Source organism: Virgibacillus flavescens, from assembly GCF_050574275.1.
Classification (GTDB): domain Bacteria; phylum Bacillota; class Bacilli; order Bacillales; family Amphibacillaceae; genus Virgibacillus_F; species Virgibacillus_F flavescens.
Map to the genome: position 1 here is coordinate 183,721 of NZ_CP192260.1, position 25,714 is coordinate 209,434.

General features: G+C 37.3%; 19 protein-coding genes. 2 read left to right on the plus strand and 17 right to left on the minus strand.

Annotated elements, in window-relative coordinates; translation table 11 throughout:
• Window positions 1-217 precede the first annotated feature (217 nt).
• The 3 genes from VBD025_RS00875 to VBD025_RS00885 are packed head-to-tail and all read right to left on the minus strand — an operon-like array spanning window position 218 to window position 5,576.
• Window positions 218-2,908 (minus strand): DUF927 domain-containing protein, encoded by a 2,691-nt coding sequence (locus VBD025_RS00875; RefSeq protein WP_430788400.1) that lies wholly within the window; start codon window positions 2,906-2,908, stop codon window positions 218-220.
• A 27-nt stretch (window positions 2,909-2,935) separates the two neighbouring features.
• Window positions 2,936-4,279 (minus strand): hypothetical protein, encoded by a 1,344-nt coding sequence (locus tag VBD025_RS00880; protein WP_430788402.1) that lies wholly within the window; start codon window positions 4,277-4,279, stop codon window positions 2,936-2,938.
• A 22-nt stretch (window positions 4,280-4,301) separates the two neighbouring features.
• Window positions 4,302-5,576 carry a replication-relaxation family protein gene (locus VBD025_RS00885; protein ID WP_430788404.1) on the minus strand — a complete coding sequence of 425 codons (1,275 nt, stop codon included), beginning with the start codon at window positions 5,574-5,576 and terminating at the stop codon, window positions 4,302-4,304.
• A gap of 719 nt (window positions 5,577-6,295) precedes the next feature.
• Here VBD025_RS00885 and VBD025_RS00890 point away from each other — a divergent pair.
• Both VBD025_RS00890 and VBD025_RS00895 read left to right on the plus strand, forming a co-directional pair.
• Window positions 6,296-6,448 (plus strand): hypothetical protein, encoded by a 153-nt coding sequence (locus VBD025_RS00890; protein ID WP_430788406.1) that lies wholly within the window; start codon window positions 6,296-6,298, stop codon window positions 6,446-6,448.
• Window positions 6,449-6,453: 5 nt separating this feature from the next.
• Window positions 6,454-7,929, plus strand: coding sequence for a recombinase family protein (locus tag VBD025_RS00895; protein WP_430788408.1), 1,476 nt, complete (start codon window positions 6,454-6,456; stop codon window positions 7,927-7,929).
• Here the strand turns inward: VBD025_RS00895 and rlmD are convergent.
• The 14 genes from rlmD to VBD025_RS00965 all read right to left on the minus strand — a co-directional run bounded on the left by rlmD (window position 7,926) and on the right by VBD025_RS00965 (window position 25,693).
• Entirely contained in the window at window positions 7,926-9,305 is a 1,380-nt protein-coding gene (gene rlmD / locus VBD025_RS00900; RefSeq protein ID WP_430788410.1) for a 23S rRNA (uracil(1939)-C(5))-methyltransferase RlmD, read from the minus strand. The two genes, VBD025_RS00895 and rlmD, sit on opposite strands and share 4 nt — an antisense overlap.
• 174 nt (window positions 9,306-9,479) lie before the next feature.
• Window positions 9,480-10,388 carry a diacylglycerol kinase gene (locus tag VBD025_RS00905; protein WP_430788412.1) on the minus strand — a complete coding sequence of 303 codons (909 nt, stop codon included), beginning with the start codon at window positions 10,386-10,388 and terminating at the stop codon, window positions 9,480-9,482.
• Window positions 10,389-10,553: 165 nt separating this feature from the next.
• Window positions 10,554-11,984 (minus strand): Asp-tRNA(Asn)/Glu-tRNA(Gln) amidotransferase subunit GatB, encoded by a 1,431-nt coding sequence (gene gatB / locus VBD025_RS00910; protein WP_430788414.1) that lies wholly within the window; start codon window positions 11,982-11,984, stop codon window positions 10,554-10,556.
• On the minus strand, window positions 11,984-13,453 hold the full coding sequence (gene gatA, locus VBD025_RS00915; RefSeq protein WP_430788416.1) for an Asp-tRNA(Asn)/Glu-tRNA(Gln) amidotransferase subunit GatA: 1,470 nt from the start codon (window positions 13,451-13,453) through the stop codon (window positions 11,984-11,986). Before gatA ends, gatB begins: the two co-directional genes overlap by 1 nt.
• Window positions 13,454-13,464: 11 nt before the next feature.
• Window positions 13,465-13,755: an Asp-tRNA(Asn)/Glu-tRNA(Gln) amidotransferase subunit GatC gene (gatC, locus tag VBD025_RS00920; protein ID WP_430788418.1), complete on the minus strand. Its 291-nt coding sequence runs from the start codon at window positions 13,753-13,755 to the stop codon at window positions 13,465-13,467.
• 187 nt (window positions 13,756-13,942) lie between these two features.
• A complete protein-coding gene (locus tag VBD025_RS00925; RefSeq protein WP_430788420.1) occupies window positions 13,943-14,080 on the minus strand; it encodes a hypothetical protein in 138 nt (45 codons plus the stop codon).
• 13 nt (window positions 14,081-14,093) lie between these two features.
• The gene (locus VBD025_RS00930) at window positions 14,094-15,359 is read right to left on the minus strand and encodes a helix-turn-helix domain-containing protein (protein WP_430788422.1); all 1,266 of its coding nucleotides are present in this window, start codon (window positions 15,357-15,359) and stop codon (window positions 14,094-14,096) included.
• A gap of 223 nt (window positions 15,360-15,582) precedes the next feature.
• On the minus strand, window positions 15,583-17,130 hold the full coding sequence (pruA, locus tag VBD025_RS00935) for an L-glutamate gamma-semialdehyde dehydrogenase (protein ID WP_430788424.1): 1,548 nt from the start codon (window positions 17,128-17,130) through the stop codon (window positions 15,583-15,585).
• 790 nt (window positions 17,131-17,920) lie between these two features.
• A complete protein-coding gene (locus VBD025_RS00940) occupies window positions 17,921-19,174 on the minus strand; it encodes a CamS family sex pheromone protein (protein ID WP_430788426.1) in 1,254 nt (417 codons plus the stop codon).
• 10 nt (window positions 19,175-19,184) lie between these two features.
• Window positions 19,185-21,188, minus strand: coding sequence for an NAD-dependent DNA ligase LigA (ligA, locus tag VBD025_RS00945; RefSeq protein ID WP_430788428.1), 2,004 nt, complete (start codon window positions 21,186-21,188; stop codon window positions 19,185-19,187).
• Between the two features lie 15 nt (window positions 21,189-21,203).
• Window positions 21,204-23,411: a DNA helicase PcrA gene (pcrA, locus tag VBD025_RS00950; RefSeq protein ID WP_430791216.1), complete on the minus strand. Its 2,208-nt coding sequence runs from the start codon at window positions 23,409-23,411 to the stop codon at window positions 21,204-21,206.
• Between the two features lie 24 nt (window positions 23,412-23,435).
• Complete coding sequence (locus VBD025_RS00955; protein WP_430788430.1) at window positions 23,436-24,131, minus strand: heptaprenylglyceryl phosphate synthase; 696 nt, start codon at window positions 24,129-24,131, stop codon at window positions 23,436-23,438.
• Window positions 24,132-24,328: 197 nt separating this feature from the next.
• A complete protein-coding gene (locus VBD025_RS00960; RefSeq protein ID WP_430788432.1) occupies window positions 24,329-24,628 on the minus strand; it encodes a YerC/YecD family TrpR-related protein in 300 nt (99 codons plus the stop codon).
• Window positions 24,629-24,643: 15 nt separating this feature from the next.
• Window positions 24,644-25,693, minus strand: coding sequence for a DUF3048 domain-containing protein (locus tag VBD025_RS00965; RefSeq protein WP_430788434.1), 1,050 nt, complete (start codon window positions 25,691-25,693; stop codon window positions 24,644-24,646).
• Between the last annotated feature and the right edge of the window lie 21 nt (window positions 25,694-25,714).

Consider the following 25,714-nt stretch of genomic DNA (forward strand, 5'->3'; position numbering starts at 1 on the left):
TTCTCCAACCCTTGATATTCCTAATTCTACCATAAGTTGCTAAAATGATTTACACATCTTCTTTTTATGGATAACACCTACGTGAATACTTACAACGTAATTATTTTGACCTTTTATAATCACAGCATCCCTGGATATAACGATTAAATTGCAAAATAAAAAACCCATCTAATATAGATGAGCTTTAATAACGCCTTTTATGCCCTTATCCATTTCGTTATTCGTCTAAAAAACCGCTGTCTCTCTCTTCAAAGTCAAACCCAAGTTCTAACACGCATTCCATATTTAAAGGAATAACATTAAACTTTTTACCTCTATGACTAACAAGCTTATAGTCTACCTTTCTACCGTTATTATCTCTCGAAATTGTCATCCCTCTTTTTGTCCATTCCCGCCTAGTTTGCTTCTCCTCTACCCCTAAAAATTCTAATGTGTAAGCTGGCATTAAATATAGTTGCTTTTGCTTTTTTTTGTATATTGCTTTAATTCCTCTTTGCTGCGGGTTGAGATGATAATAAATGTTTTCCCTCTTACTATCCAAATCTATTAATATGTTTTTCAAAAACTGCAGAGGTTTATCTATTGCTTTATTTTCTTGTGCTATATCTTCAAATAATGTATATAAATCATCTAGCTTAATATCCACAAAAAGATATTTTTCTAACATACTTCCTGCCAAGTGTACAGATGCATAATATCCTGCCAATCTGTTTAACACTTCATTATTCCTAGCTTTACTACTATATTGGTTCCTAATCCTTTGATATTCAGAAATAGCTTCTTTTTTGTATTTAACCCACATTTTCAAAAAATCGATGCCAATTGATCCATAATTGTTTTCCAATCCTGCGTGTAACCGCATGATGTTTTCATAGTCTTTCCGTAAGGGTTCATCTACTAAGGGAATAACTCGAGCGGCAGCACCACTAGCATTACTTGTGTATTCGTTTAATGAGACTTCCCCAGTGCTTAATAGGATATTGCTCCAGGTGTATTCTTTTTGACTACCTTTCAAACTAGCTCGTCCTTTACTTCTACCTCCTGAAAATTGATAAATGATACTTTGAAGTATGCTATCTTTTGATTTTCTAGTGTCGTCTAAAATCAACGGGTAACTGTTTAAATAGGCTGCTTTGCGTTCAATAGATATAGGCGTTGCATTCCACTCACTCATTAGACTTTCATTACCCCAAACACTCGCAGCCACTTTTAATGTAGTAGTTTTCCCTTGGGAAGTTGTACCGCTTAAATCAACAATAAAAGGGGGTACTTTTAAATCTTTTATAATCACGCTGGCAAAACTAGCCAACACCATAAACAAAGCCTTTGGTTGGTCACTAATTCTATCAAAAACTTCGTGTATCCATCCGTTAGATGTGCCTTTTACTTCAAATGAATCAAGTAATTGTTTCTCTCCTTGATCCAACGTTATAATCTCGACATCCCCTGTTATCACTGGATGAATAAATTTATCGTTTATCTGCCCTAATCTCTCCACTGCATAGTGATGTTCAATATTATTTAGTAGTAGGTATTGGTCAAAGTAATTGATAAGATCCTTGGTATTGTTATCATTAACTGAAAAACCCTTATTGCTTAGTTCTAACAATTCTTTCTTAACTGCCAATGTTGAAGCAGGAACGACTTCTTTAACCATTCTGTTTCGTTCCTTCCAGATAACTTCAAACAGAACCTGTGGACGTTCCAAATTTCGAAATTCTTTTGTAACATATGGTACTTTACGTGATACAAGTTTGGTTGTTACATTCCCTTTTTTATCTTCTTTTCTCTCAAGCAGTGTGTCACCAGTTCCTACAAGAAACGGTTTGGGCACACTTGATTCTAAATCCTTCTGTAAGCCTTCTAGCATTTTATACTGGATTTTTTCTTCATAATAGGCCATAACTTCTACATCCTGTTTGCAATGCTCAATCATGGATCTGTATGAGGGCTTGTCATTCATTTTTTTCTCGTCTCTATCTAAATGACCAAATCTGTGTAGTCTGTATAAATCAAAGCTATTTACAACTAAACTGCTTATAGGGTCTGTGCTGTGATTACTATATGCATGACAATTATCATCATATATAACTAAACCGCCTTCTGTACTACCATCCAAATAGGTATATCTGTCACCTTTAACACGTTCATAAACATGTGACAAAAACGTATCCAGTACGTCCGTAATGGAGTACACGTTACACCAGGCGCCAATCCAGTTTTCTTTTGTTCGTGGATCTCTTTTTTTAAACTCGCCACTCGTTTTCTTGTATTTTGACATTTCCTTGTATTCTTTTATCTTATCCCCTGGTATATTTCTCGGATTGAATAACGGTTCATCTCTATAATAAAACTCATAGTTTGCTAGTTTCTCGCATGTTGGATAGTGCATTACCTGGGTAATACTATAACTTCTTTCATCTATTTCTAGATCTATTAACTCAACAATAAATCTCGTTATAGCTTCAAATTCAATTGGCTTAACTATCGTTTTCAATGGCACAACTAAGCGATAACGCGGTTTAGAGGACGTACTCCGATGTGTTGAATACATTACTATACCGAAATTAGTGTACTGCTTGATTCTGCCCCATACATCCACACCAAAAGGTACATCATCAATATCGATTGTTATCAAAGAACGATGAATCAAATTTTCTTTCACTCTTAAAATATGGTTATCTTCATCTGTACATATTGGCTCCATTTTTCCACCGATAAATGATAAATTGCTGCCTTTTAAGCCGATTTTGGGTTGTTTCAACTTATTTACCAAATCACTATATTTCATTTTTTTATTACTTACAAATGCTTCATTTTTTTTGTTTACATCATTTATGTAATGTCCTTCCGCTATATCAATAATTGTGTCATGACGAAGCTCAATCTTTTCATTTAATGCGTGCAAGCTAACCCCCCCTTATGATTATTAAATTTATTCAAACCAATTATATAAATTAGAAAGAAGTAAGTTTTTATTGTTCTTAACCTTGCGACCAAGGATATACTCACTTATTTCATTAAATGATTTATTTAGATGTTGCATTCCTTCTTGCGTTTCAATAAATGGTTTGTCTTTGAGCATATTCTTGTATAATGGTTCTGTTAAATCTGGAATTCTAGCAATTTCATCAAAACCTAATAATTCAACAATATTTTTATGGTTTATAAAAGGATAATCTTTTACAAAGATTATTTTTACATTGAGATTATATTTCTTAGATAAGTCGGATATATACTTTCTCCATCTTTTCAATCCAAACTCATCGCCATCTACAATAACCCACAAGTCATCCGCGTTATTCAGCTTTACTATATTGGGACTATTAATTCTTCCGTTAGCCAAATCTATGAATAGATAATCATAATACTTTGCAGCATTTACTAAGTTAGTAATTATATATTCAGGAACTTCATAATCAAAGTGATACTTTTTTATATCTGGATAGTCGTAAGGAAGCCATTGTACCCCTTTATAATTCAGTTTTGCTTGTTCCGGAGAAATGGATTCGTCATATACCGTGTTTATGAAAGAGTTCCAATTAGTAGGAACTGCTTTCCAATGTTTTAAAATAGTCTTCATCCTAATTGTTGTTGAAACACCTTCAAGTACTGCAGTGGAAACTTTCATTTTCCCTAAATAGATAGCAAAATTCATGACAAACGTAGTTACTCCAATTCGGTCAAATGGAGACCATACTGCAATAGTTCGGTTGTGATCCCAACCTCCTTGGCTTAAAACCCTTCTTCTAATTAAAGCCAATCTTTCATTGTATTTTTCACTAGGATCTTCTTTTTTTTGCCATTCATAATCAGCAGCTATAAATTTACACTTACTTTTCTTTTCCACTCTCTCATTGTTATCGTTTTTCCTTGGGGAATCTTTCACATTCTTTGTAACATTTGAATCTATACCGTTACCTTTTTTATATTCTTGTATTCCACTTAGGGCCGGTTCACCTGCATTTAAGAATATGTTCAACCAAATCTTTAACTGTTCGTAGTTAGCAAAAGCATAAATGTTATCCCTTATTTTTGTTTCCTTTAAAACATCACGGTCTACATAGAACATATATTGACTATTTTCTTGTATATTTATCGTCTCGATAATTTCTGAATGCTTTAGATCAGAAATTATAATTGATTGAGGTTCATTTATAACAGAATTAAGCAGGTTGGCATTAACCATACTTTTAATATTTACTTCAAATTCATTTAATACCTGTTTTATCTTATTTAATTCTCTTGCTTCTAGTGATGCTAAAAATACTTTTTGCATTTCTACCGCTCCTTTTGTTATATTAATCTTCAAAAACTGTATGTTTTAATTTATTTGGACCTATGACTTTGTAGAAATCAGGTTCACTTTTTAAGTTCTGTAACCACGTCTCCGTATCGGCCACTAATACATGCTGCATCCCCTGGCCAAAGTTATCATTCATCCAGTCATCTTTCTTTTGATAAATTGCAATTATTTTATCAACTTTCTCTCTGAACAAACCTTTTTGAATTGCTAAATTGAGGTAATATAATCGATCCAACTGTTGAATATTTCCTTCTGTTACAACAACAAATAAAACATTCGTAGAATATGTTTGTGCTAAATTTGATAACCTGAATGCTCTATCAGCATATAAAAATTCAGGTGTATCGTGTAAATAAACTTGTTCGTCATTTAGCTCTGTAAACGTATAATCAAATTGCTGATTTAGTTCTTCAAGTGACTTTTGAGCAATCATTAATTGTCTAGAGCTTACTTTTGAATCAAGTAATAAGTTTTCAGCGATCTTCGCAGATTGCTTCAAATGAGATACATTTAGTGAAAAATTTAAGTCATGTATTAAATTTAAGTTTAAAAATACTTTTTTCATATTTGCCAATCTCTTTTCACCATTGTTTTTATAAATTTTTTGCGTATTTAATGAATCATCTATGAGTACGAATAGGACAATAAACTCGTAGTCAGGATAATTTTTCTTAATCTCAACATACCTTTTTACTTTATCCACTAATGTACCTAAAGGTTCATTACCCATGTCAGTTTCAATAAGGAGCAATTTGTTTTCACTTCTTAAAATCCAATCTGGTACAATATATTGACTATTTTCATGCATCTCCAGCGGGAAATCTGATGGTCTAATTGAATCAATATCTACTCCATATGTCTTTAATCGAAGTATTGTATTTAATACCGTTTGTTGAGTACCAAAATAATGGTCATAATTATATATTGAGAAGTTACTTTTAACACTTGTTGTACTAAAACTTTCCGGTAAATACCCCTCACTAATAAGGATCTTTATACCATTAGTACCAATTGTAATTATATTGGCTTCATTTCCCCATCTTTTTTTAAGAGTAATATTTTTCATTTTAATAACTTTGTATTTGCTCCATCTCCATATTTTATTTCTAAATGTGTTATAGGATAAATCTGAAAAGTAGTTAAAATACGTATACAATTGTTTTGATGTTAAAAGTTTTTGTTGAAATAAAAACTTTAACATTTCTAATTCAAATTCTTTCAGCTTAACCCCTTTACCGTTTTCTCCTAAGTAATATGACTTTTCTTTCATAATTTCCCCCCAAAAAAAAGACCCCCGAAACAGATAGAGTTGATTTACTCTAAATCCATTCGGGGGGTCCCGTTTAATATTTAGTTTGCTTTCTTCAGAAAAAAAAAGGATGTAATTTTGTGTTGTTGATAAACACATTACAATGATAATTCAAACCTGTCAACATATTTTAATTTCTTCAAAGCTAAAATTGTTTTGTTGTTGTTAAACATATTACAATGATAATTTATAGCTGTCAACATATTTTAGTTTGTTCACCTAAAAAGAAGAATTCCTATGAAAATACTATTCAATTTATAGTTATTTTAGATATTGAAGTTTGAGGTAAGGAATGGGTATAATCTTTATTATAGCTGGAGTTAATACATAACTATATAGTTAGACGACAAGTGTTATGTGCTACCTTATAGCACTTGTCTCACCTTAATCCCTATTATCGCTAGATCAATTAACAATCCATAAATTATTTACAAAAAAATATTGACTTTATTCTTTTTTTTAGCTTATGATTATATTATAAATATTCTCGTCTTTTAAAAATAAATACCTAAAGGGAAAGCCCCTGAATAAATATACGAAGAGATTCGTATGTTCATTCAGGGGTTTTTTTATGAGAAAGAAAGGAAGATATGAAATAAATTATCTAAATAGCCTAATATTTTTTTAACCTAGCCCAGCTTAAGATTTAAAAATGATATAGAGGATAGGAGGAACTCCTAATGAAGTTAGAAAGAATCTTCAGTACTGATAAAATCTCGATCCAGCAACTTTTACAATCTATAATAGATAATCAAATTGACTCAGCCCTTATTTCGGATTATTATTCTAGTAAGGTGAACACTGCTACATCTCATGAACCAAGGAAGGACTGAAATAAATGAGATGTGCAGCTTATATTAGAGTGTCTACAGATAAAGAAGAACAAAAGGCATCATTAAAGAATCAACAGGATCTTTTCCTTAATTTTATTAGTGAAAAGGGGTGGGATGTCCACGATTTCTATGTTGATGTAGAAAGTGGTACAACAGATAAACGTGAGAAATTACAAGAACTTATTGATGATGCCAGCAATAGAAAATTTGATATAATCATAGCCAAAGAATTATCGAGGTTGGCACGTAATGGTGGACTGTCTTATCAAATAAGAGATATGGCATTCAAGAATAACATTGACATTATAACGCTAGATGGTGCTATTAATACTCTATCAGGTGACAATAGTATGTTCGGTTTATATGCATGGATATATGAACAAGAATCTCAACGTACAAGTGAAAGAGTAAAAGCATCTTTTAGAAGCCGTGCAACTAAAGGAGTCTTCTTAGGTTCAATTGCTCCTTATGGATATCATATTAAAAATCAAAAATTAATTAAGAATACCGATGAAACACCGCTTATTGTAAAAAGAATATACTCGGCATACTTATCTGGTAAAGGATTTGATAGGATTGCAAGGGAACTTTACGAAGAAGGATATCCAACACCAGCACAAATAGCCGGCAAGAAAAATGCTGGAGATAAATGGCAAGGCTCTTCAATTCGTTGTATTTTGTCAAACCCTCATTATACCGGCGTCTTAGTACAAGGTAGAGAAACTACCAGAAACGTAACTAGTAAGGCCAGAATTTCTATTACTTTTGATAAACAAATAATTGCTGAGAGCTCTCATGAACCCATTATTTCTGCAGATGATTTCAAAGCTGTAGGAGCACTCATGGAATCTCGCAAAAGGATTAGACCACAAGCGGAAGTACATTTATTTACCAATACAGCATTCTGTGCAGATTGCGGTAAAGGGATGCATTTCAAAAAAAACCGTAAAGGCTATATATGTGGTTCTTACAACAAACACGGGATAAAAGCTTGTACTGATCATCATGTTAAGGAAAACGAACTTTATCAATCGCTACTTAATGATTTGTATAATCTATCACATACATTAAACATTTCGGAATATGATTCAACTATCAAAAAAAGAGCCGAAGATATAAGACATCGACATGAACAGCAAATAAATACACTGGATACTAAAATTGAAAAAATTAAGGCTAGAAAAACAAAATTAATAAACCATATGAGTGATGGTATTATAACTAAGGAAGAATATCACCAAGTTATAGACACAAATAACGAAGAGATAAAAAGCTTAATTCTTCAAAAAGAAAATCTATATACTAAGATGAAATCAAAGTACAGTCAAAAAGAGATTCACAAATTAAAAAAAGAATTAGTTGAACTGGCAGCATTTAAAAAACTCAGCCCTGAAATTTTGCATAAGTTCATTCAAAAAATTGAAATTAAAGCAGATGGAACTCCGAGAATCTATTATCGATTCTCGGACCCAACTGCTTAATCTTTTACCTTTTCTATCAACGCACAGCACTCCACGTGGCTTGTCTGTGGAAACATATCCACCGGCTGGACTTCTTTCGTTCCGTATCCGCCGTCTTCCAGGATTCTAAGATCCCTTGCTAGTGTGGATGGGTTACATGATACATAGACAATCCGCTTCGGCTGCATTTCAATCATTGCTTTAAGAAGCTCTTCGTCGCAGCCTTTGCGTGGTGGGTCTACCACAATTACATCTGGCTTCAGTCCTTGTGCAGTCCACCATGGCATAACCTTCTCCGCTTCACCTACAACAAACTCTGCGTTTGTAATCCCGTTTAGTTTTGCATTTTTCTTTGCGTCGCTTATTGCTTCAGGAACAATCTCTACGCCATACACCTTCTTAGCTTGTTGCGCTAAAAATAAGGAGATGGTCCCGATACCGCAATACGCGTCGATAACAACATCATCACTTCCGATTTTCGCATATTCCAATGCCTTTTCATAAAGCACTTTAGTCTGCACAGGATTTACTTGATAAAATGACTTCGCTGAGATAGCGAATGTTATATCACCAATTTTATCGTGAATATATTCATCGCCCCAAAGCAGATTAGTCTTGTTACCTAAAATAACATTGGTCCGCTTGTTATTGACGTTATGCATAATGGATTTTATGTTTGGATAGGTTTCAGTTAATTCCTTAACCAGCTCGTCCTTTTGCGGCAGCTTATCTGTCCGTGTAACGATCACAACCATGATATCCTTCGTTTCTTCACCGGTTCGCACCATAATGTGGCGCAACACACCTTTATGTGCCTTCTCATTATAGGCGCTAATTCCAAGTCGGCTGGCAGCGGTTCTAACTGTTTTAACAACCTCATTGATTACTTCATTGTGTGTTACACACGTCTCAGTATTTTCAATAATATGGTGGCTGCGTTTCTGATAAAAACCTGTTATCAGTTCACCATTTTCTTTTTCACCCACTGGTAGCTGCACTTTGTTTCGATAATGCATTGGCTCATCCATTCCGATGATTGGATGCACTGGAACATGTTCAAGATGCGCAACTTTTTTCATGGCGTTCTTCACTTGATTCATTTTCATTTCAAGCTGCAGACTATAGCTCATGTGCTGTAGTCCGCATCCGTTACAATGCTCATGACATACAGGGTCAATCCGCTCCGGGCTCACTTTATTTAATTCAAGTAACTTTCCAAATCCAAAGTTTTTATTGGCTTTAACGACTTTAACCGTCGCCTCTTCTCCCGGCAGCGCATTCGGGACAAACAATGGATAACCATTAATTTTACCCACACCACTCCCTTCATGTGTAAGGTCTTCAAATGTTAGATGGATGGTTTCATTCTTTTCTACTGGTGCTTGTTGTTTTGGCATAAGTACCTTCCTTTACGTGCTTCCATAGTATGTTCCATTTTACCATAGTTACATATTTACAATAGAAAACTTGGCTTATCGCCAAGCTTTTATGGCGAAAGCCTTAGTTGCACTTATACTGGTCTCCGAAAATTCAATTTCTTTATTACCAGTATGAAAAAAAGACTGCTGCACTTAGCAATCTTGTTTTTCCATGAATTTATCTGTTACAAAGAAATCGATGTGTTTAGTCAGGTTGGTAAATTCGCCTGGTAATAAGCCGCCAAATTCTCCGTCAATATTTAATTGCATTTTATCTTCTGGTGTTACTTTTATATTCTTCGCCTGTGTGTAAATCACATTTTTATCATCCAAATGTGCGCCTCTTAACGCTAAGCTTGCGATTCGAATGAAATCAGCCAGATTAATTTTCTTCAGAATTATTAAATCAAAATAACCATCATCAAACTTTGCATCTGGAGCCAGCTTTTCAAAGCCACCTACAGAGTTTGTATTTGAAACAAGGAACAACATAATTTTGTCATCAAATACTTGTCCATCATATTCAATTTTTACTCTGGTTGGTTTTAGTGAAGGAAGCATTTCAATGCCCTTCATATAATATGCTAGTTGTCCCAGCATCGTTTTTAGTTTACTTGGTACTTCATAGGTTAACTCGGTAAGTTTACCACCACCGGCTATGTTCATGAAGTATCGATCATTAACGCGACCAATATCGAGCTGCATGGATTGTCCTTCCAAAATGACATCCAATGCTTTTTTTATATCTCGAGGAATACATAGCGCACGCGCGAAGTCATTGGTTGTACCAACTGGAATAATTCCTAACTTAGGACGATACTCCTGTTCAGCCAGACCATTAATTACTTCGTTTATTGTACCATCTCCACCTGCAGCTATAACTAAATCATACCGACGTTCTACCGCAATTTTGGCAGCTTCTATCGCATCTCCTTCACATGTTGTGGCATGTGCAGAAGCTTCATATCCTGCTATTTCCAACCGCTCTAGGACCGTTGGTAATTCTCGTTTAATTGCCTCTCGGCCGGATGTTGGATTATAAATAATTCGGGCCCGCTTCAAGACGTCCCCTCCTTTACAATTACACTTTCATGTTTAGACATGTTACGCATACAAATCTTATCATAGTCCTTTTCAACACGTTTGAAAAGGTTAAAGTTTCATTTTTTTAAGTAACAATTAAAAAGACTGCTCTGAATCGTATCAGAACAGCCTAGTTCATGTAAATTAACGTTTATTCAGTTCGTCTGACAAAATCTTATTAACCATTGGCGGGTTTGCTTGCCCTTTGGTTTCTTTCATAACCTGTCCGACTAAAAACTTTAAGGCTTTATCTTTACCATTCTTGTAATCGACAATGGACTGCTCATTGTTATCAAGTACCTTTGCAACCACTCCGCGAAGTTGACCTTCATCAGAGATTTGAACAAGTCCTTTATCCTTAACAATCTGTTCCGGGTCTCCACCTTTTTCAACAAGATCAGCGAAGACTTTCTTAGCGATTTTGGATGAAATTGTTCCATCCTCAATCAATCGAATCATTTTCCCTAGACCCTCTGGGGTTAATGCTAAATCACGCAATTCTTTCTGATGCTTATTCATGTGTTCAAACACTGCGCCCATTAACCAGTTTGACGCTTGTTTCGTATCAGCACCATGTTCAATTGTCGCTTCCAGAAAGTCTGCCATTTCCTTTGAGTTTGTAATAATTGCAGCATCGTATTCCGGTAAGTCAAGCTCGTTCATAAATCGTTCTTTTCGAGCGTCTGGAAGCTCTGGAATCTGTTTCCGAATACGTTCCTTCCATTCGTCGTCAATGTACATGTTTACTAAGTCCGGTTCAGGGAAGTAACGGTAATCGTCTGACCCTTCTTTTACACGCATTAGAATGGTTTCTTTTGTTTTTTCATCATAGCGACGTGTTTCCTGCAGGATTTCTCCCCCAGCAAGTAAGACCTTCTCCTGTCTCACTTCTTCAAACTCCAGTCCTTTTTGAACAAAATTAAAGGAGTTCAGGTTTTTCAACTCCGATTTCACACCAAATTGTTCCTGACCGATTGGGCGAATAGAAAGGTTAGCATCACAACGTAATGACCCCTCTTCCATTTTACAGTCAGACACGCCTGTATATTGAATAATGTTCTTTAACTTTTCCAGATAAGCGTATGCTTCTTCCGGAGAGCTCATATCAGGTTCTGATACAATTTCAATAAGCGGTGTTCCTTGACGGTTAAAGTCGACTAGCGAATACCCATCATCACCATGAGTCAGCTTTCCAGCATCCTCTTCCAGGTGCAGACGTGTAATTCCAATCCGCTTTTTCCTGCCATTCACTTCAATTTCAATCCATCCGTTTTCACCAATTGGTTTATCAAATTGAGATATCTGATAGGCTTTCGGATTATCCGGATAAAAATAGTTTTTACGATCAAATTTTGTATCTGTAGCGATTTCACAATTTAATGCCATTGCCGCTTTCATAGCAAAATTGACTGCTTCTTCGTTCAATACTGGTAAGACCCCAGGATATCCTAAATCGATTGGGTTGATATTTGTATTAGGCTCCGCACCAAACTTATTAGGGCTTGGGCTAAAGATTTTTGATTCTGTTTTTAATTCAACGTGAACTTCAAGTCCAATTACTGTTTCAAAATTCATTAGTTTGCACCTCCAAGTTGAGGTCGTTTCGTATGAAAATCTGTTGCCTGTTCATATGCATGTGCTGCACGGAAAATAGTTTCTTCATCAAAATGTTTTCCAATGATCTGCAGACCAAGTGGTAATCCTTTTTCAGAAAATCCACACGGAACCGAGATACCTGGAATACCTGCCAGATTAACTGGAATAGTTAAAATATCATTTGTATACATCGTTAATGGATCATCTGTTTTTTCGCCTACTTTAAATGCAGGTGTCGGCGTAGTTGGTCCAATAACAACATCGTATTGTTCAAATACACTTGCGAAATCATTGTTAATCAGCTTACGTACCTTTTGTGCTTTTTTATAGTAAGCATCATAATATCCTGAAGACAATGCATATGTTCCAAGCATAATTCGGCGTTTCACTTCATCGCCAAAGCCTTCGCTGCGGGACATTTTAAACATATCCAGCATATTTGTTGCCTTGTCAGAGCGAACACCGTAACGTACTCCATCAAAGCGTGCAAGGTTTGCAGACGCTTCTGATGATGCAAGCAGATAGTATGCTGCAACTGCATATTTCGTATGCGGAAGGGAAACCTCTTCCCACTCTGCACCTAAAGATTCATACACCTTTAATGCTTCAAGGACAGAATCTTTAACCTCGTTTGAAACACCTTCTGCAAGGTATTCTTTCGGTACTGCAATTTTGAGTCCTTTTACATCGCCTGTTAATGCCTCCGTAAACTTCGGAACATCGACATCTGCACTAGTAGAGTCCATTTTGTCCCGACCAGCAATTACTTCCAGTACACGTGCACTGTCTTCCACAGTCCGGGTTAATGGTCCAATCTGGTCAAGCGAAGATGCGAAAGCTACAAGACCAAACCGGGAAACACGACCGTACGTTGGCTTCAATCCAACAACTCCACAGAACGCTGCAGGTTGACGAATGGAACCACCAGTATCAGATCCAAGCGAAAATAACACCTCTCCTGCCGCGACCGCAGCAGCAGAACCACCACTCGATCCGCCTGGCACATAATCCGTATTCCACGGGTTGCGAGTCGCTGCATAACTTGAGTTCTCGTTGGATGATCCCATCGCAAACTCATCCATGTTTAACTTACCAATATTCACTGCTTTTGCACCGTTTAGCTTTTCAACCACTGTCGCATCATATAATGGATCAACAAAGTTGTCCAAAAATTGACTGGCACACGTTGTACGAAGGTTTTTCGTAACAATATTATCCTTTACCCCAACAGGCATACCAAATAATAGTTCGGCAGGATCTGGAGTAGCAGCATCAAGCTGTTTTGCTTTCTCAAGCGCTTTCTCTTTATCCAGCGTAAGGAAAGCCTGTACTTCCCCATCTACCGCTTCAATTTGGTGATAGGATTCGTTCACTAGATCGGTAACCGTAATTTCTTTATTATGTAGTTTCTGTTCTAGTTCCTTAATTGTGTAATCAAACAGTGACATGCATTTCCCTCCTATTCCATAACAGATGGCACACGAAAATGCCCGTCTTTTTTATCTGGTGCATTTTTCAGCGCTTCATCCTGCGTAATCCATTGTCTGGACTCATCTTTACGCAATACATTTTTATAATCCAGTACATGCGTGGTCGGCTCAATGTGATCTGTATCCAGTTCATTTAGACTCTCCGCATAACCAATAATTTTACTTAACTGCTTCGTGAATTTTTCTGCTTCTTCTTCCGTAATAGCAAGTCTTGCCAAGTGCGCAACATGCTTTACATCATCTTTCGTAATATCTGCCAATTAAAGCACCTCCATTAAAAAAACTCTTACAATACTATAGATAATAGCAGAGTTGCCGTTGTATAAGCAACTAATCAAGGATTTTTCAAAAACAACAAAAAAAGTCCCGAACAGCTTCCACACCGTTCAGGCAAGTCATCATATAGTAATAGGGTTTTACAAATTTGCTTGCTAACTCAACCTTTGGTTAGAAAGTTGAATTAGATATTGAAAGAATGTCTGGTTCCACTTCCATTGCGGTATCTACTGAAGCATTATCTTGTGAGAAAAAGAATCCTCCAACTAATAATGTTCCAAGCGCAATCGATGCTATTAACTTTTTCATATTCATCCCTCCTTTAAAGGTTAATTAATTCTTCATAGGCTAAACTTGCAACCTTGTAATACTTTACTGAATCTTTATATTTAGATAATTTCTCATAATGAGCTGCTAGCATGCTTGCGTAAACAACTACATTCGCATAATCTTTATTCTTCTTTAAGTAAGGAATAAATTCATTGATAATCGTACTTTCGAATAACTCAAATTCATGACTGACCGCGTATTGATAGGTAAGAATTATTAAACGAAATAACTTATACGAATCATCTTTTTTGTTAAGTTCTAAAATTTCTTGTCCAGCTTTAATCATCTCTTTAGTTTTATCTATATTAAAAATCTTGTAGTATTCCCTGATTAGAGATGTAATAGCAGCAAGCTTTTCACCGGCATTTACTATATCGTCATCGATTACTTGATTATAATAATAAATAGCCTCCTTAGTTTCACCCTTAGCAGTGTACAAATATCCTAAGTTTTGATTTGCTAATTGAACGATTTGCTTATTCTGATTTATTTCCCCAAGATGTTTAGCTAAGTTTTGATTTTTAATAGCCTTCTCATACATACCAATTCGTCTATACGATATTCCTAAAACAATATGACATTGTGCACAGCGAATGAAGTTGTATTGCATTTGAAAAGTATCAATTGCTTTATTCGCATATTCTATAGACTCCAATGTGTTCCTTAGTTTACTGTGTGTTATTGAAATCGTATACTGTAAATCAGCTTCATACTCTTCAGCTATTTTTATTTGATTAAGTTTTTCCTCTGCTAACTTATACATTCTCATTGCTTGATTATATTCTCTAATCGTAGAGTTGTAATTACCTTTAAATTTATACCAATAAAATTGATGTAAAGTATCAAAACTAGTGGAAACTTCATTCATTCTATTTATTTGTTCTAAAGCTTTATCAATTTCCTGAAGTACTAAGTAATAACGTATTCTATGAATCTCGAAAAGTATTAGATTGTCTGAGTGAATATGGTTTAAAAGATTCTCCAACTCTTGATACTTTTCAACTATTACCTTTCTGTCGTTAGTAACAAACAACAGATCATACCATTCCTGACACTTTTCTTTTATGGTAATTTCTTTATCGTCATCTCGCTGTACACCAAGCCTTGTACACAAAAGACTAATAACTTCTTGACTAGGATCTGTCTTTTGGTTTTCAATCTTGGACAAGTATGACATGGAAACAATTCCCTCTGCTAACTCTTCTTGTGTCATCCCTTGCTTGATTCGCTGTAATTTAATAAAGGGTCCAGTCTCCATCTATATACCCACCTTCTTGATATATTCGGATGAATTACCTTGTATAATTGGTATATTTATATAATACCACAATTTCAGATAATTCATATTGGGAAAGTTGAGGGGTAAAAACACTATTTAACCCCCTAAAAACTTTCCCACTTTCCTAAATCTACGTCAAAAAACCTCTTTTTGCAACATAATCTGCAAAAAGAGGTCTATTTAACCTATTAGGACTTTCGTCTTAATACATTTCTGAAGTTGTTTTACCTTGCATGTGGTGAATTAGGTAATCCGGTCCACCTGCTTTTGAATCTGTTCCTGACATGTTGAATCCGCCAAACGGCTGGTATCCAACAATTGCTGCAGTACAACCACGGTTGAAGTATAGGTTACCAACGTGGAAGTCTTGACGTGCTTGCTCCTGGTGTTCACGGTTATTTGTAATAACTGCACCAGTTAAGCCGTAATCGGTGTTGTTTGCATATTTGATTAATTCATCAAAGTCTTTAGCTTTTGATAGTCCCACAACTGGACCAAAAATTTCTTCTTGCATTATACGGGATTCAGGGTCAACGTCAGCGAATACTGTCGGATTAACAAACCAACCTTTACTGTCGTCTCCGTTTCCGCCAACTAATAATTTTCCTTCATCTTTTCCAATTTCGATATAGCTCATAATCTTGTCATATGCGCCTTGATCAATAACTGGTCCCATGAAGTGCGAGTTGTCGGATGGATCTCCGGCACTTAATTCTTTTGTTAGTTCAGCTACACGTTCTGACACTTGATCATATACTTTTTCGTGAATGATCGCGCGTGAACATGCTGAACATTTCTGACCTGAGAATCCGAATGCTGATTGTACAATTGACTGTGCAGCAAGTTCTAAGTCTGCATCATCGTCAACGACAATCGTATCTTTACCGCCCATTTCAATGATTGTACGTTTCAGCCATTTTTGACCTTCTTGTACTTTTGCAGCACGTTCAAAAATGCGTGTACCAACATCTCTTGAACCAGTAAAGCTGATAAAGCGTGTGCGTGGATGATCAACTAAATAATCTCCAACTTCGCTTCCAGGGCCAGGGATGAAATTAATTACTCCGTCTGGTAATCCAGCTTCTTCTAGTACTTCCATAAATTTATATGCAATTACAGGAGTTGAGCTTGCTGGTTTTAATAATACTGTGTTTCCTGAAACCATTGCTGCTGCTGTTGTTCCTGCCATAATAGCGAACAGGAAGTTCCATGGTGAAATTACAACACCAACACCTAATGGAATATAATTATATTGGTTATATTCAATCGGGCGACTATTAATTTTCACGCCTTCTTTAAGTTCTAGCATTTGACGTCCATAATACTCTAGGAAGTCAATAGCTTCTGCAGTATCTGCATCCGCTTCTTTCCATGGTTTTCCGCCTTCTTTCACAAGATGTGCGGTAAATTCAAATTTACGACGGCGAATAATTGCCGCTGCACGGAATAGAATGTCAGCGCGCATTTTAGGTTCAGATTTTCTCCAAGATTCAAATTTGCTGTCAGCAACTCTCATTGCTTTCTCAGCTAATTCTTTATTAGCTTTCGATACATAGCCAACTACTTCATCTTTTTTAGAAGGGTTAACAGAAGTAATTTTGTCATCTGTTGTGATACGTTCTCCACCTATAATTAGCGGATATTCTCCACCAAGATCTGCTTCTACCTTTTTGATCGCTTCTAACATAACCTTCTGATTTTCTTCTACTGTGAAATCTGTAAAAGGTTCGTGTTTGTACGGTACTACCATGAAAAAACCTCCTTAAATATTAAATAAATTACTCCTTGTTTCCGTTTACATTTCTTACTGGATGGAGCATCTCCATCCATCAGTTTAACTGAATTAAATTCACAGTTCAATGATTGTCTCTTCTTTATTTTCAAAAAGATATAATTGCAATATATTTATTATTCTAGTTTCGTCAAATGCGCACCAATAAATAGTTGAATAACCCCGCAATATGTTGTTGTGACTGATACAAAATCTCTAAACTGCTACGTAACAGCAACGAGATTTCCGCTGCTGGCAGTCATGGATTTATTAACTCCACACCTGATAGGACCTCTATTTCAATATGCATTGGTTTTATTAAGAACAAAGACATAAACAGCATTACCAGTCCTGGTGAGCGGAGGGCGGTGACTCCTCGAAAAAGAAAAACACTTTTTCTTCGTGCGATGCCTTTTCAGGGTAGCCTTCCTTATCCTGCGGGAACAGCACGAGTCTGAAGGCTCTGCAGAAGAGCATTTTTAAGAGGATGGCCAACTAAAATCGTCCTTTGCGGACAACGTTGGCATACCCCTTGTCGGGGCAAGGAGACTGAAGCACGTGCCCTAAGGTGCGCATCCGCCCGTAGCGATCCTGGACGGCAGCAAGGAAATAATAAACCTAAAATTAAAAATTACGTCGCAGTCTACATCAACTACGACAAAGTAACTAAGATTATTGCATTCATCATGATTATCTACGTGCGAAAGTTGAGTTATTTCTAATAAAAAGGCTTAGCGCCATTATTAAAAGCGCTAAGCCAATAGATATTTTAATCAAGAATATGCACAGTAGGGTTCTCGTCCCCTGCATTTCGATAAATGTAACTCTCCAATTTTTCACTTGAAGTAACTTTGATCTCGACATCAAAGTAATCAGGTAACAATTCCTTTATAAGTCCGTAAGCATACTGGGTAAACCCGATCACTTCGCCCTTGCCGTAAAACTCAATTGGAATAGTCAATGTTAACTTTTTCAATTCTTCGTTTATATAGAAGCCTTTACCAATTACACCGATATAATTCGGGAAAAATTGAGATATCTCGTTAGCGAAATTGGAAACCATTTGTGAATCATCATAGTATTTCTCTTCTGCTTCGTCTGATGGAAATAAAACATAATCTTCTTTTAGTGCATCCCACTTCCCAATGGACATGTCACTTCCTTTAACACCAACTTTAGCAACAAAGTTCCCTGGTACTAGCGACCCCTGTTCTTCTTCGCGATATAACGCGAACATAATTGGAATATCCTGTAGTCCGTCCATTTTTCTAATGCGCTCAAGAATTGTTTGTGCCATCTGTTTTCCTTGTTTCAGCATTGTCGCTTTAGAAATATCTTCATAGAAGTATGGCCCGTATTTAATAGGTTGAAATTGATAAACCGACTTCATCGCTAGACCGATAGACATGCCCACCAATTCCACACTATTATCTTTATTCTTTTTCAGGAAGTTTTGTTCCAAAATATGCGATAGATATCTTGGATTTTCACGATAAGAGCTCTTTGGTGCACCATCCTTCCCTGCTGCACCTGGAAGTTCTGGATTTAAAGCAAGGCTCGCATACGCTTTAATTTCATTTCTGATTTCAGCGATTTCGGCTTCGTCCTCTTTCGCCTTGGTATCATCTATTTCTTCCTCCACTTCCTGATCCAATTGCTTTTCGGTTAGATCCCGTCCGAGCCAATGAAGTACGGTGTCTGACGATAACTGCTGTCCAGCCTGGAAATAGTAGGAGTTTGGGTCATAAAACTTCTTGGAATGACGCCTTAGCCCTTCCTCCATCTCATCGATATCCAGCCGATTACCCAATTGACTGGCGATAACGCCTCGAGCAGCACTGGGTTTAAATGGTAATATCATTTTATATGTTTCATCTGAAAGCTGATAGCTCGGAACAATTGAAGGTTCCTGATCAACTGTCTCGTCTTCTTTCTTCACTACTTCATCATCGTTTATATTCGGTGAACAGCCCGTCATGAAAAGAAGTGCGACCGCCAACCAAATAGCTATTTTTTTCAACATTCTCCACCCCTTAATTACCTAAAACTTCTCTAAGCTGCTGTTCGCTCCATATTTCAATTCCAAGTTCCTGTGCTTTATCAAGCTTGGACCCAGCATCTTCCCCTGCAATAAGATAATCTGTTTTCTTGCTGACGCTTCCTGTAACTGATCCGCCCATTTGTTCGACAGCAGCTTTGGCTTCTGAGCGGGTGAACGATTGCATCTTGCCGGTCAGCACTACTGTCTTCCCGGAAAAGACGGTATCCTGCGCTACTTCCTGCTTCTTAGGACCTTTATATTCCATGTTTACATGAAGTTCATTTAATTCCCTTAACAAATCAATAACTTCTTCTTCTGAAAAATAATGCGCAATCGAGTCAGCCATTTTTTCGCCTATCTCATCAATACTGATAAGCTCCTCATAGGATGCCTGCTGCAGCTTTTCCATCGATTCAAAATTCATTGCCAATGTCTTTGCAGCTTTTGAACCAACGAAACGAATGCCAAATCCAAACAGTAGTTTTTCAAGCGAATTATGTTTGGAATCTTCAATCGCCTGAAGAAGATTATCTACTGACTTTTCACCCATCCGCTCAAGATTCAGTAAGTCCTCACGCTTTAATCGGTACAGATCGGCAATCGTATGAATCAGTTTTTCCTGGAATAACTGTATAATTACCTTTTCACCTAATCCATCAATATTCATTGCGTTACGCGATACAAAATGAATTAATCCTTCCTTTAATTGTGCTGGACAATTTGGATTAATGCAACGTAATGCTACTTCTTCTTCCAACCGGACAAGCTCACTTTCGCATGCTGGACAGTTCTCCGGCATTTTAAAATCTTTTTCCTTACCCGTACGTTTTTCTTCTATTACACGAACCACTTCAGGGATGATATCGCCTGCTTTTTTAATAACAACCGTATCGCCTAGCTTGATATCTTTTGCCCGGATCAAATCTTCATTATGTAGAGAAGCACGCTTTACTGTAGTACCTGCTACTTTTACCGGTTCGAGAATTGCTGTTGGTGTGATGACGCCAGTACGACCAACACTTAATTCGATATCGTGCAAGGTTGTTACCACTTCTTCTGCAGGAAACTTATAAGCAATCGCCCACCGTGGGCTTTTCGCTGTGAAACCAAGCTCTTCTTGCTGATCAAGATTGTCTACTTTAATAACAATTCCATCTATTTCATAGCTAAGATTCGGGCGTGCTTCTTCCCAATACGTTACATAATCGATAACTTCTTCGATAGTTTCACACTTTTTCCATTCAGGGTTCGTTTTAAAACCAAGCTTGTTCATATATTCCAGCCGTTCACTGTGTGAAGCAAGGGAAGTTGCTCTCCACTCCCCCACCCCATATAGAAAGACATCAAGGTTTCGCTTTGCAGCTATTTTCGGGTCCAATTGACGCAGTGAGCCGGCAGCAGCATTTCTCGGATTAGCAAACGGCTCTTCTTCCGTTTCTTCGCGTTTTTTATTTAATGCCAAAAAAGATCTGTGCGGCATAAATGCTTCCCCACGAACTTCAATTAATTCTTTTTCTTTTATCGTCATTGGAATACTTTTAATTGTTCTTAGATTACTCGTAATATCCTCACCAGTAGTACCATCTCCACGTGTTGCACCTCGTACGAACTTCCCGTTTTCATAAGTTAATGAAACTGCCAAGCCATCAATTTTCAATTCACAGACGAAGCTCAGCTTTGTATCTGTGCCACTCGCGGCACGTCGTTCGAAGTCACGAAGGTCGTCTGCATTAAACGCATTTCCAAGACTGAGCATTGGAACAGTATGCTGTATTTTTTTGAACCCTTCCGACGGCTCTCCACCGACGCGCTGCGTTGGCGACTCCGGTGCTACGAGGTCCGGAAACTCCCCTTCGAGATCTCGAAGCTCCTGCATTTTCTGATCGTATTCAGCGTCAGGAACACTTGGTTTGTCTAAAACATGATATTCATAGTTATACTGGTTTAGCAAATCGCTTAATGAAGCGATTTTTTCTTGTGCCTGCTGTTTATTCATTTTGCGTGGCACCTCCTATTGTTTCGTAATTGGAGCAAATTTTGCTAATACCCGCTTAATACCAGTTGGTGCCGGAAAGGCAATATCAAGCTCCATTGCTTCGCCCGTGCCTTGGACCCTAACAACAGTACCAACGCCCCATTTATTATGGGATGCTTTATCGCCTGTCATCCAAGATTCATTTTCAGCGCCAGATGTTGTTTGCATTTTCTGTGCTTTACGTTTAATTGGGGAAGGTGTTTCCTGCATAGACTTGCGCCCGCCAAACATAGATGCACGTGCTTCCTGCATTCCTTCGATCAGTTCTTCAGGTATCTCACTAATAAATCGACTAATTGGATTCATATTCGTTCTTCCAAAAAGCGTTCGCATTTTCGCATGTGTTAGGTAAAGCTCTTTTTCCGCTCGAGTAATTCCGACATAAGCAAGCCTGCGTTCCTCTTCCATTTCATCTTCGTCAAACATAGAACGACTATGCGGAAATACATTTTCTTCAAGACCAATTAGGAAAACGACTGGAAATTCCAGTCCTTTAGCTGCGTGCAGTGTCATAAGTGTAATTTTTTCATCAGTTATCTCTTCATCATCTTCTACCTTGTCAATATCAGCAATCAAAGCCAGGTCCGTCAAAAATGTCACGAGTGTTTTATCGTCCTCGCTTGTTTCTTCAAAGTCCTGGGTAACCGTCATAAACTCTTCAAGGTTTTCAAGTCGGCTTTGAGATTCGATTGTATTTTCTCTTTTTAAGGACTCTTCATAGCCTGTCCGCTTTAATACAGCTTCAACCATATCTGTAGCTGTCAGAAATTCCTGCTGCTGTGAAAGTGAACCGATTAATTGACCAAATTCCGAGAGAGCCTGAGCAGCTTTTTTTGAAACTCCAACAAAATCTATCTCTTTCACCGTTTCAAAGAAAGAAATCCCATGTTCAGCTGCGTGAGCACGCATACGGTCTACAGAAGTTTTTCCAATTCCACGTTTTGGAACATTTACTACTCGTTCAAAGCTCAAGTCATCATGCGGATTCGTGATTAAGCGGAGGTAAGAAACCATATCCTTGATTTCTTTTCGCTCATAGAACTTAGTTCCTCCCACCATCTGATACGGTATTGTCGATTTCATAAGTGTATCCTCAATTGCACGTGACTGCGCATTTGTACGATAAAGAATCGCAATATCTTTTGGAGAGTATCCATGTTCGCGTGTCAATTCCTGTATTTTATCTGTTACAAAGAACGCTTCTTCGTGCTCCGTACCACCTTGGAAATAGTTAATATTCTTTCCATCATCATTTTCTGTCCAGAGGTTCTTCGGTTTACGTCCAGTGTTGTTACCAATTACTTTATTGGCAGCAGATAGAATCGCTTTTGTTGAACGATAATTCTGTTCCAGGAATACCGATTTGGCTGCCGGATAGTCCTTTTCAAACGTTAAGATGTTTGTGATATCCGCGCCACGCCAACCGTAAATCGACTGGTCTGAATCACCGACGACACAAATATTTTGAAAGCGGGATGCAAGCTGTTTTACCAGAAAGTATTGTGCATGGTTTGTATCCTGATACTCATCAACGTGAATGTATTGAAATCTGCGCTGATAATTTTCCAGAACTTCAGGGACCCTTTTGAACAAGTGGATCGTTTGCATGATTAAATCATCAAAATCGAGGGATTGATTTTTCTGAAGTGTTTTTTGATATTCGATATAAACTTGAGCGATTTGGCGATCGAAAAAATTCCCGACATTTTTGTTGTATTCTTCAGGTGTAATCAATTCATTCTTAGCATTACTGATCGCCCCAAGAATTGCTCTTGGCTCGAATTTTTTCGGATCAATATTGAGGTTCTTTAAAATTTGTTTAATTACGGAAAGCTGATCTGCACTGTCCAAAATAGTAAAATTACGATTATATCCAATCCGGTCAATGTCACGGCGCAGGATACGTACACACATGGAGTGAAAGGTGGATACCCAGATTTGTTCGCTTTCAGGTCCGACCAGTTTACGCACGCGTGCCTTCATTTCGCGTGCAGCTTTATTCGTAAAGGTGATAGCCAGAATACTTCTCGGCGATACTTCTTTTTCACTAAGCAGATAGGCGATGCGATGTGTTAATACACGTGTTTTTCCGCTTCCTGCCCCAGCCATTATCAATAATGCTCCATCTGTCTGTTTTACAGCCTCTTGTTGCTCTTTATTCAGTCCTTTTAGCAAGTCGTCCATAGTCTGACTCACAACAACACCACCTTAATCTTTCAATTTATTTGCTGCCTTTACGGTTTTCAATGCTTTTTTTAAGTCCGTATAAATACAATTCCCAACCACAATAACGTCGGCGCGCTGCTTCATTTCCTCTGCCTGAAAATTGTTTTCAATCCCGCCACCATAGAACAGTACTGTATCCTTTAACTGTTCTCTTACCTTCTCTACAAGGGCCGGGTCGCCGTACGTTCCACTGTATTCCATATAAAAAATCGGTAAATGAAAAACGTGCTCAGCCATATACGCGTAGGCTGCCACATCCGCATCATCAGGTAATTGACTGTTCGTTTGGGTAAATGCCTTTGCATCCTTATTCAAAATACAATAACCTTCAACGAAAATTTCATCCCAGTCCATAATATCTTTGTATTGTTTGATCGCCTGATGCTGGATATCCATCATCCATTTTTTATCGCGACTGTTCATCACCATTGGAATAAAATAGTGATCAAATCCTGGTGTGATAGCTTCCAGATTGGAAATCTCCAAAATACATGGTACGGAATGACGGCGAATGCGCGATAATAAGTCTAACACACCATCCAATGTCACATCATCTGTACCACCAACAATTACTGCGTCAGTCCCGGATTCACAGATCTTATCAAGATCCTCCTCCGAAATTTCCTTTGCCGGGTCAAGCTTAAATATATGGTTAAATTTTTTAAAATAGTTTTGCAAGATAAAAATCCTCCATCATAATATTCCATTGTTTTATTATAGCAAAAAACCGTGAATGAATTTAGGATAAAGGCTAACTTTTTGAGGAAAAAATGTGTGGTTTGCGGTATGGCGGTTTAAAGGAGAACTTACGGATATGCTTTTAGCGTATTATATCATGAGCACCACAGCTGAATTTTCAGCTGTGGCATTCATTTTTATGCTTGGTTGTCGTCAAGTCGATCGAGCACTAATTTATATCCATCGCTGCCATAATTAATGCAGCGTCTCACTCTTGAGATCGTTGCAGTTGAAGCGTTTGTTTCTTTTTCAATCAGGTTATATGTGAGTCCTTCAGAAAGCATTTTCGCGACCTGAAGCCGTTGTGCTATCGAATGAATTTCGCTCATGGTGGCAATATCATCAAAAAACTGATAGCATTCTTCACGATTATTTAAGGAAAGAATAGCATCAAATAATTGATCTAGTTGTTTCCCTCGCAATTTATCGATTTGCAATTTATATCCCCCGCTTTATTTCGTAACATTTATCGGTGTATTTAATGGAACAACATTAATCCAGGTTTTCCCCGGAACAAATCCAACCGGTTCACCATCTTTGAATGGAATAATTCTTCCATCCTGATTCTTCCATTTGACCTTCATGATCTTCCCTTTTTGGATTAGATAACCGTCACCGCCAGATGTAATATCAACTTCCCTGCGGCCGGCACTGTCGATTACTTCGTGTTCGGTTTCTACGATGAAAATATTATCCAGCTTAATCGCTTCACCCGAATTTAGTTCTACCGTTTTTTCTCTATCACTTGATCGTGTATATTTTTCCGATTTCGCATCATAGTTGTATTCTACTATCTCCATTGGTTGATCAGAATAAACAATTTCGACATGTGATGCACCATCTCCGGTTATGGATTCCGTCCCACTTTTGTCCAAAAACGGCAGTGGCTTCGTATTGTTCGTTACGGAATACCCTTTTGAACTTGCTACATCATAAATCGCATCAACCTGAACATACGAGTTATGCGGTGCCTTTCGAAAGCTTTCCCGCTTAAACAGGTTTCCGTCATTATCATATAACGAACCATTTAAGTGTTCGATGCCACGTTCCTGAATCATTTTATTAACAAAAGTCGCTGCCCCATGATAAACGTACAAAGCATTATAGCCTTTAGCCAGTTCAAAATAATACTCTCTGGCACTCCGGACCGGTCCAATCACTTCTGGTAATTCACTTTGAAAGACAGCTAAAAACCTAGTGATTTGTCCTTCTGCGAGTATTTCAAAAACGATATCAGCTTTTGATAAACCTGACTGAGGACGCGCTTTAGTATGATTGTTGACCATAACCCCTATCGCACGATTTTCTACTTTCCCTTTTGATTCAAGCCCTGTTAAAGGATAAACGTTTTCGGCTGTATTTTCCTTAACATCCGGCGAACCGGACTTTTCTTCTACAGCACTTTCTTTCTCTCCATTATTGGTAACGTTGTTTTCCTCTTTTGAGCACCCAATAAGTAAAACAGCAATCGTTATAATTAGAAAGAAAAATGTCTTTTTCATTTGTTTTCACCCTTTTAGATT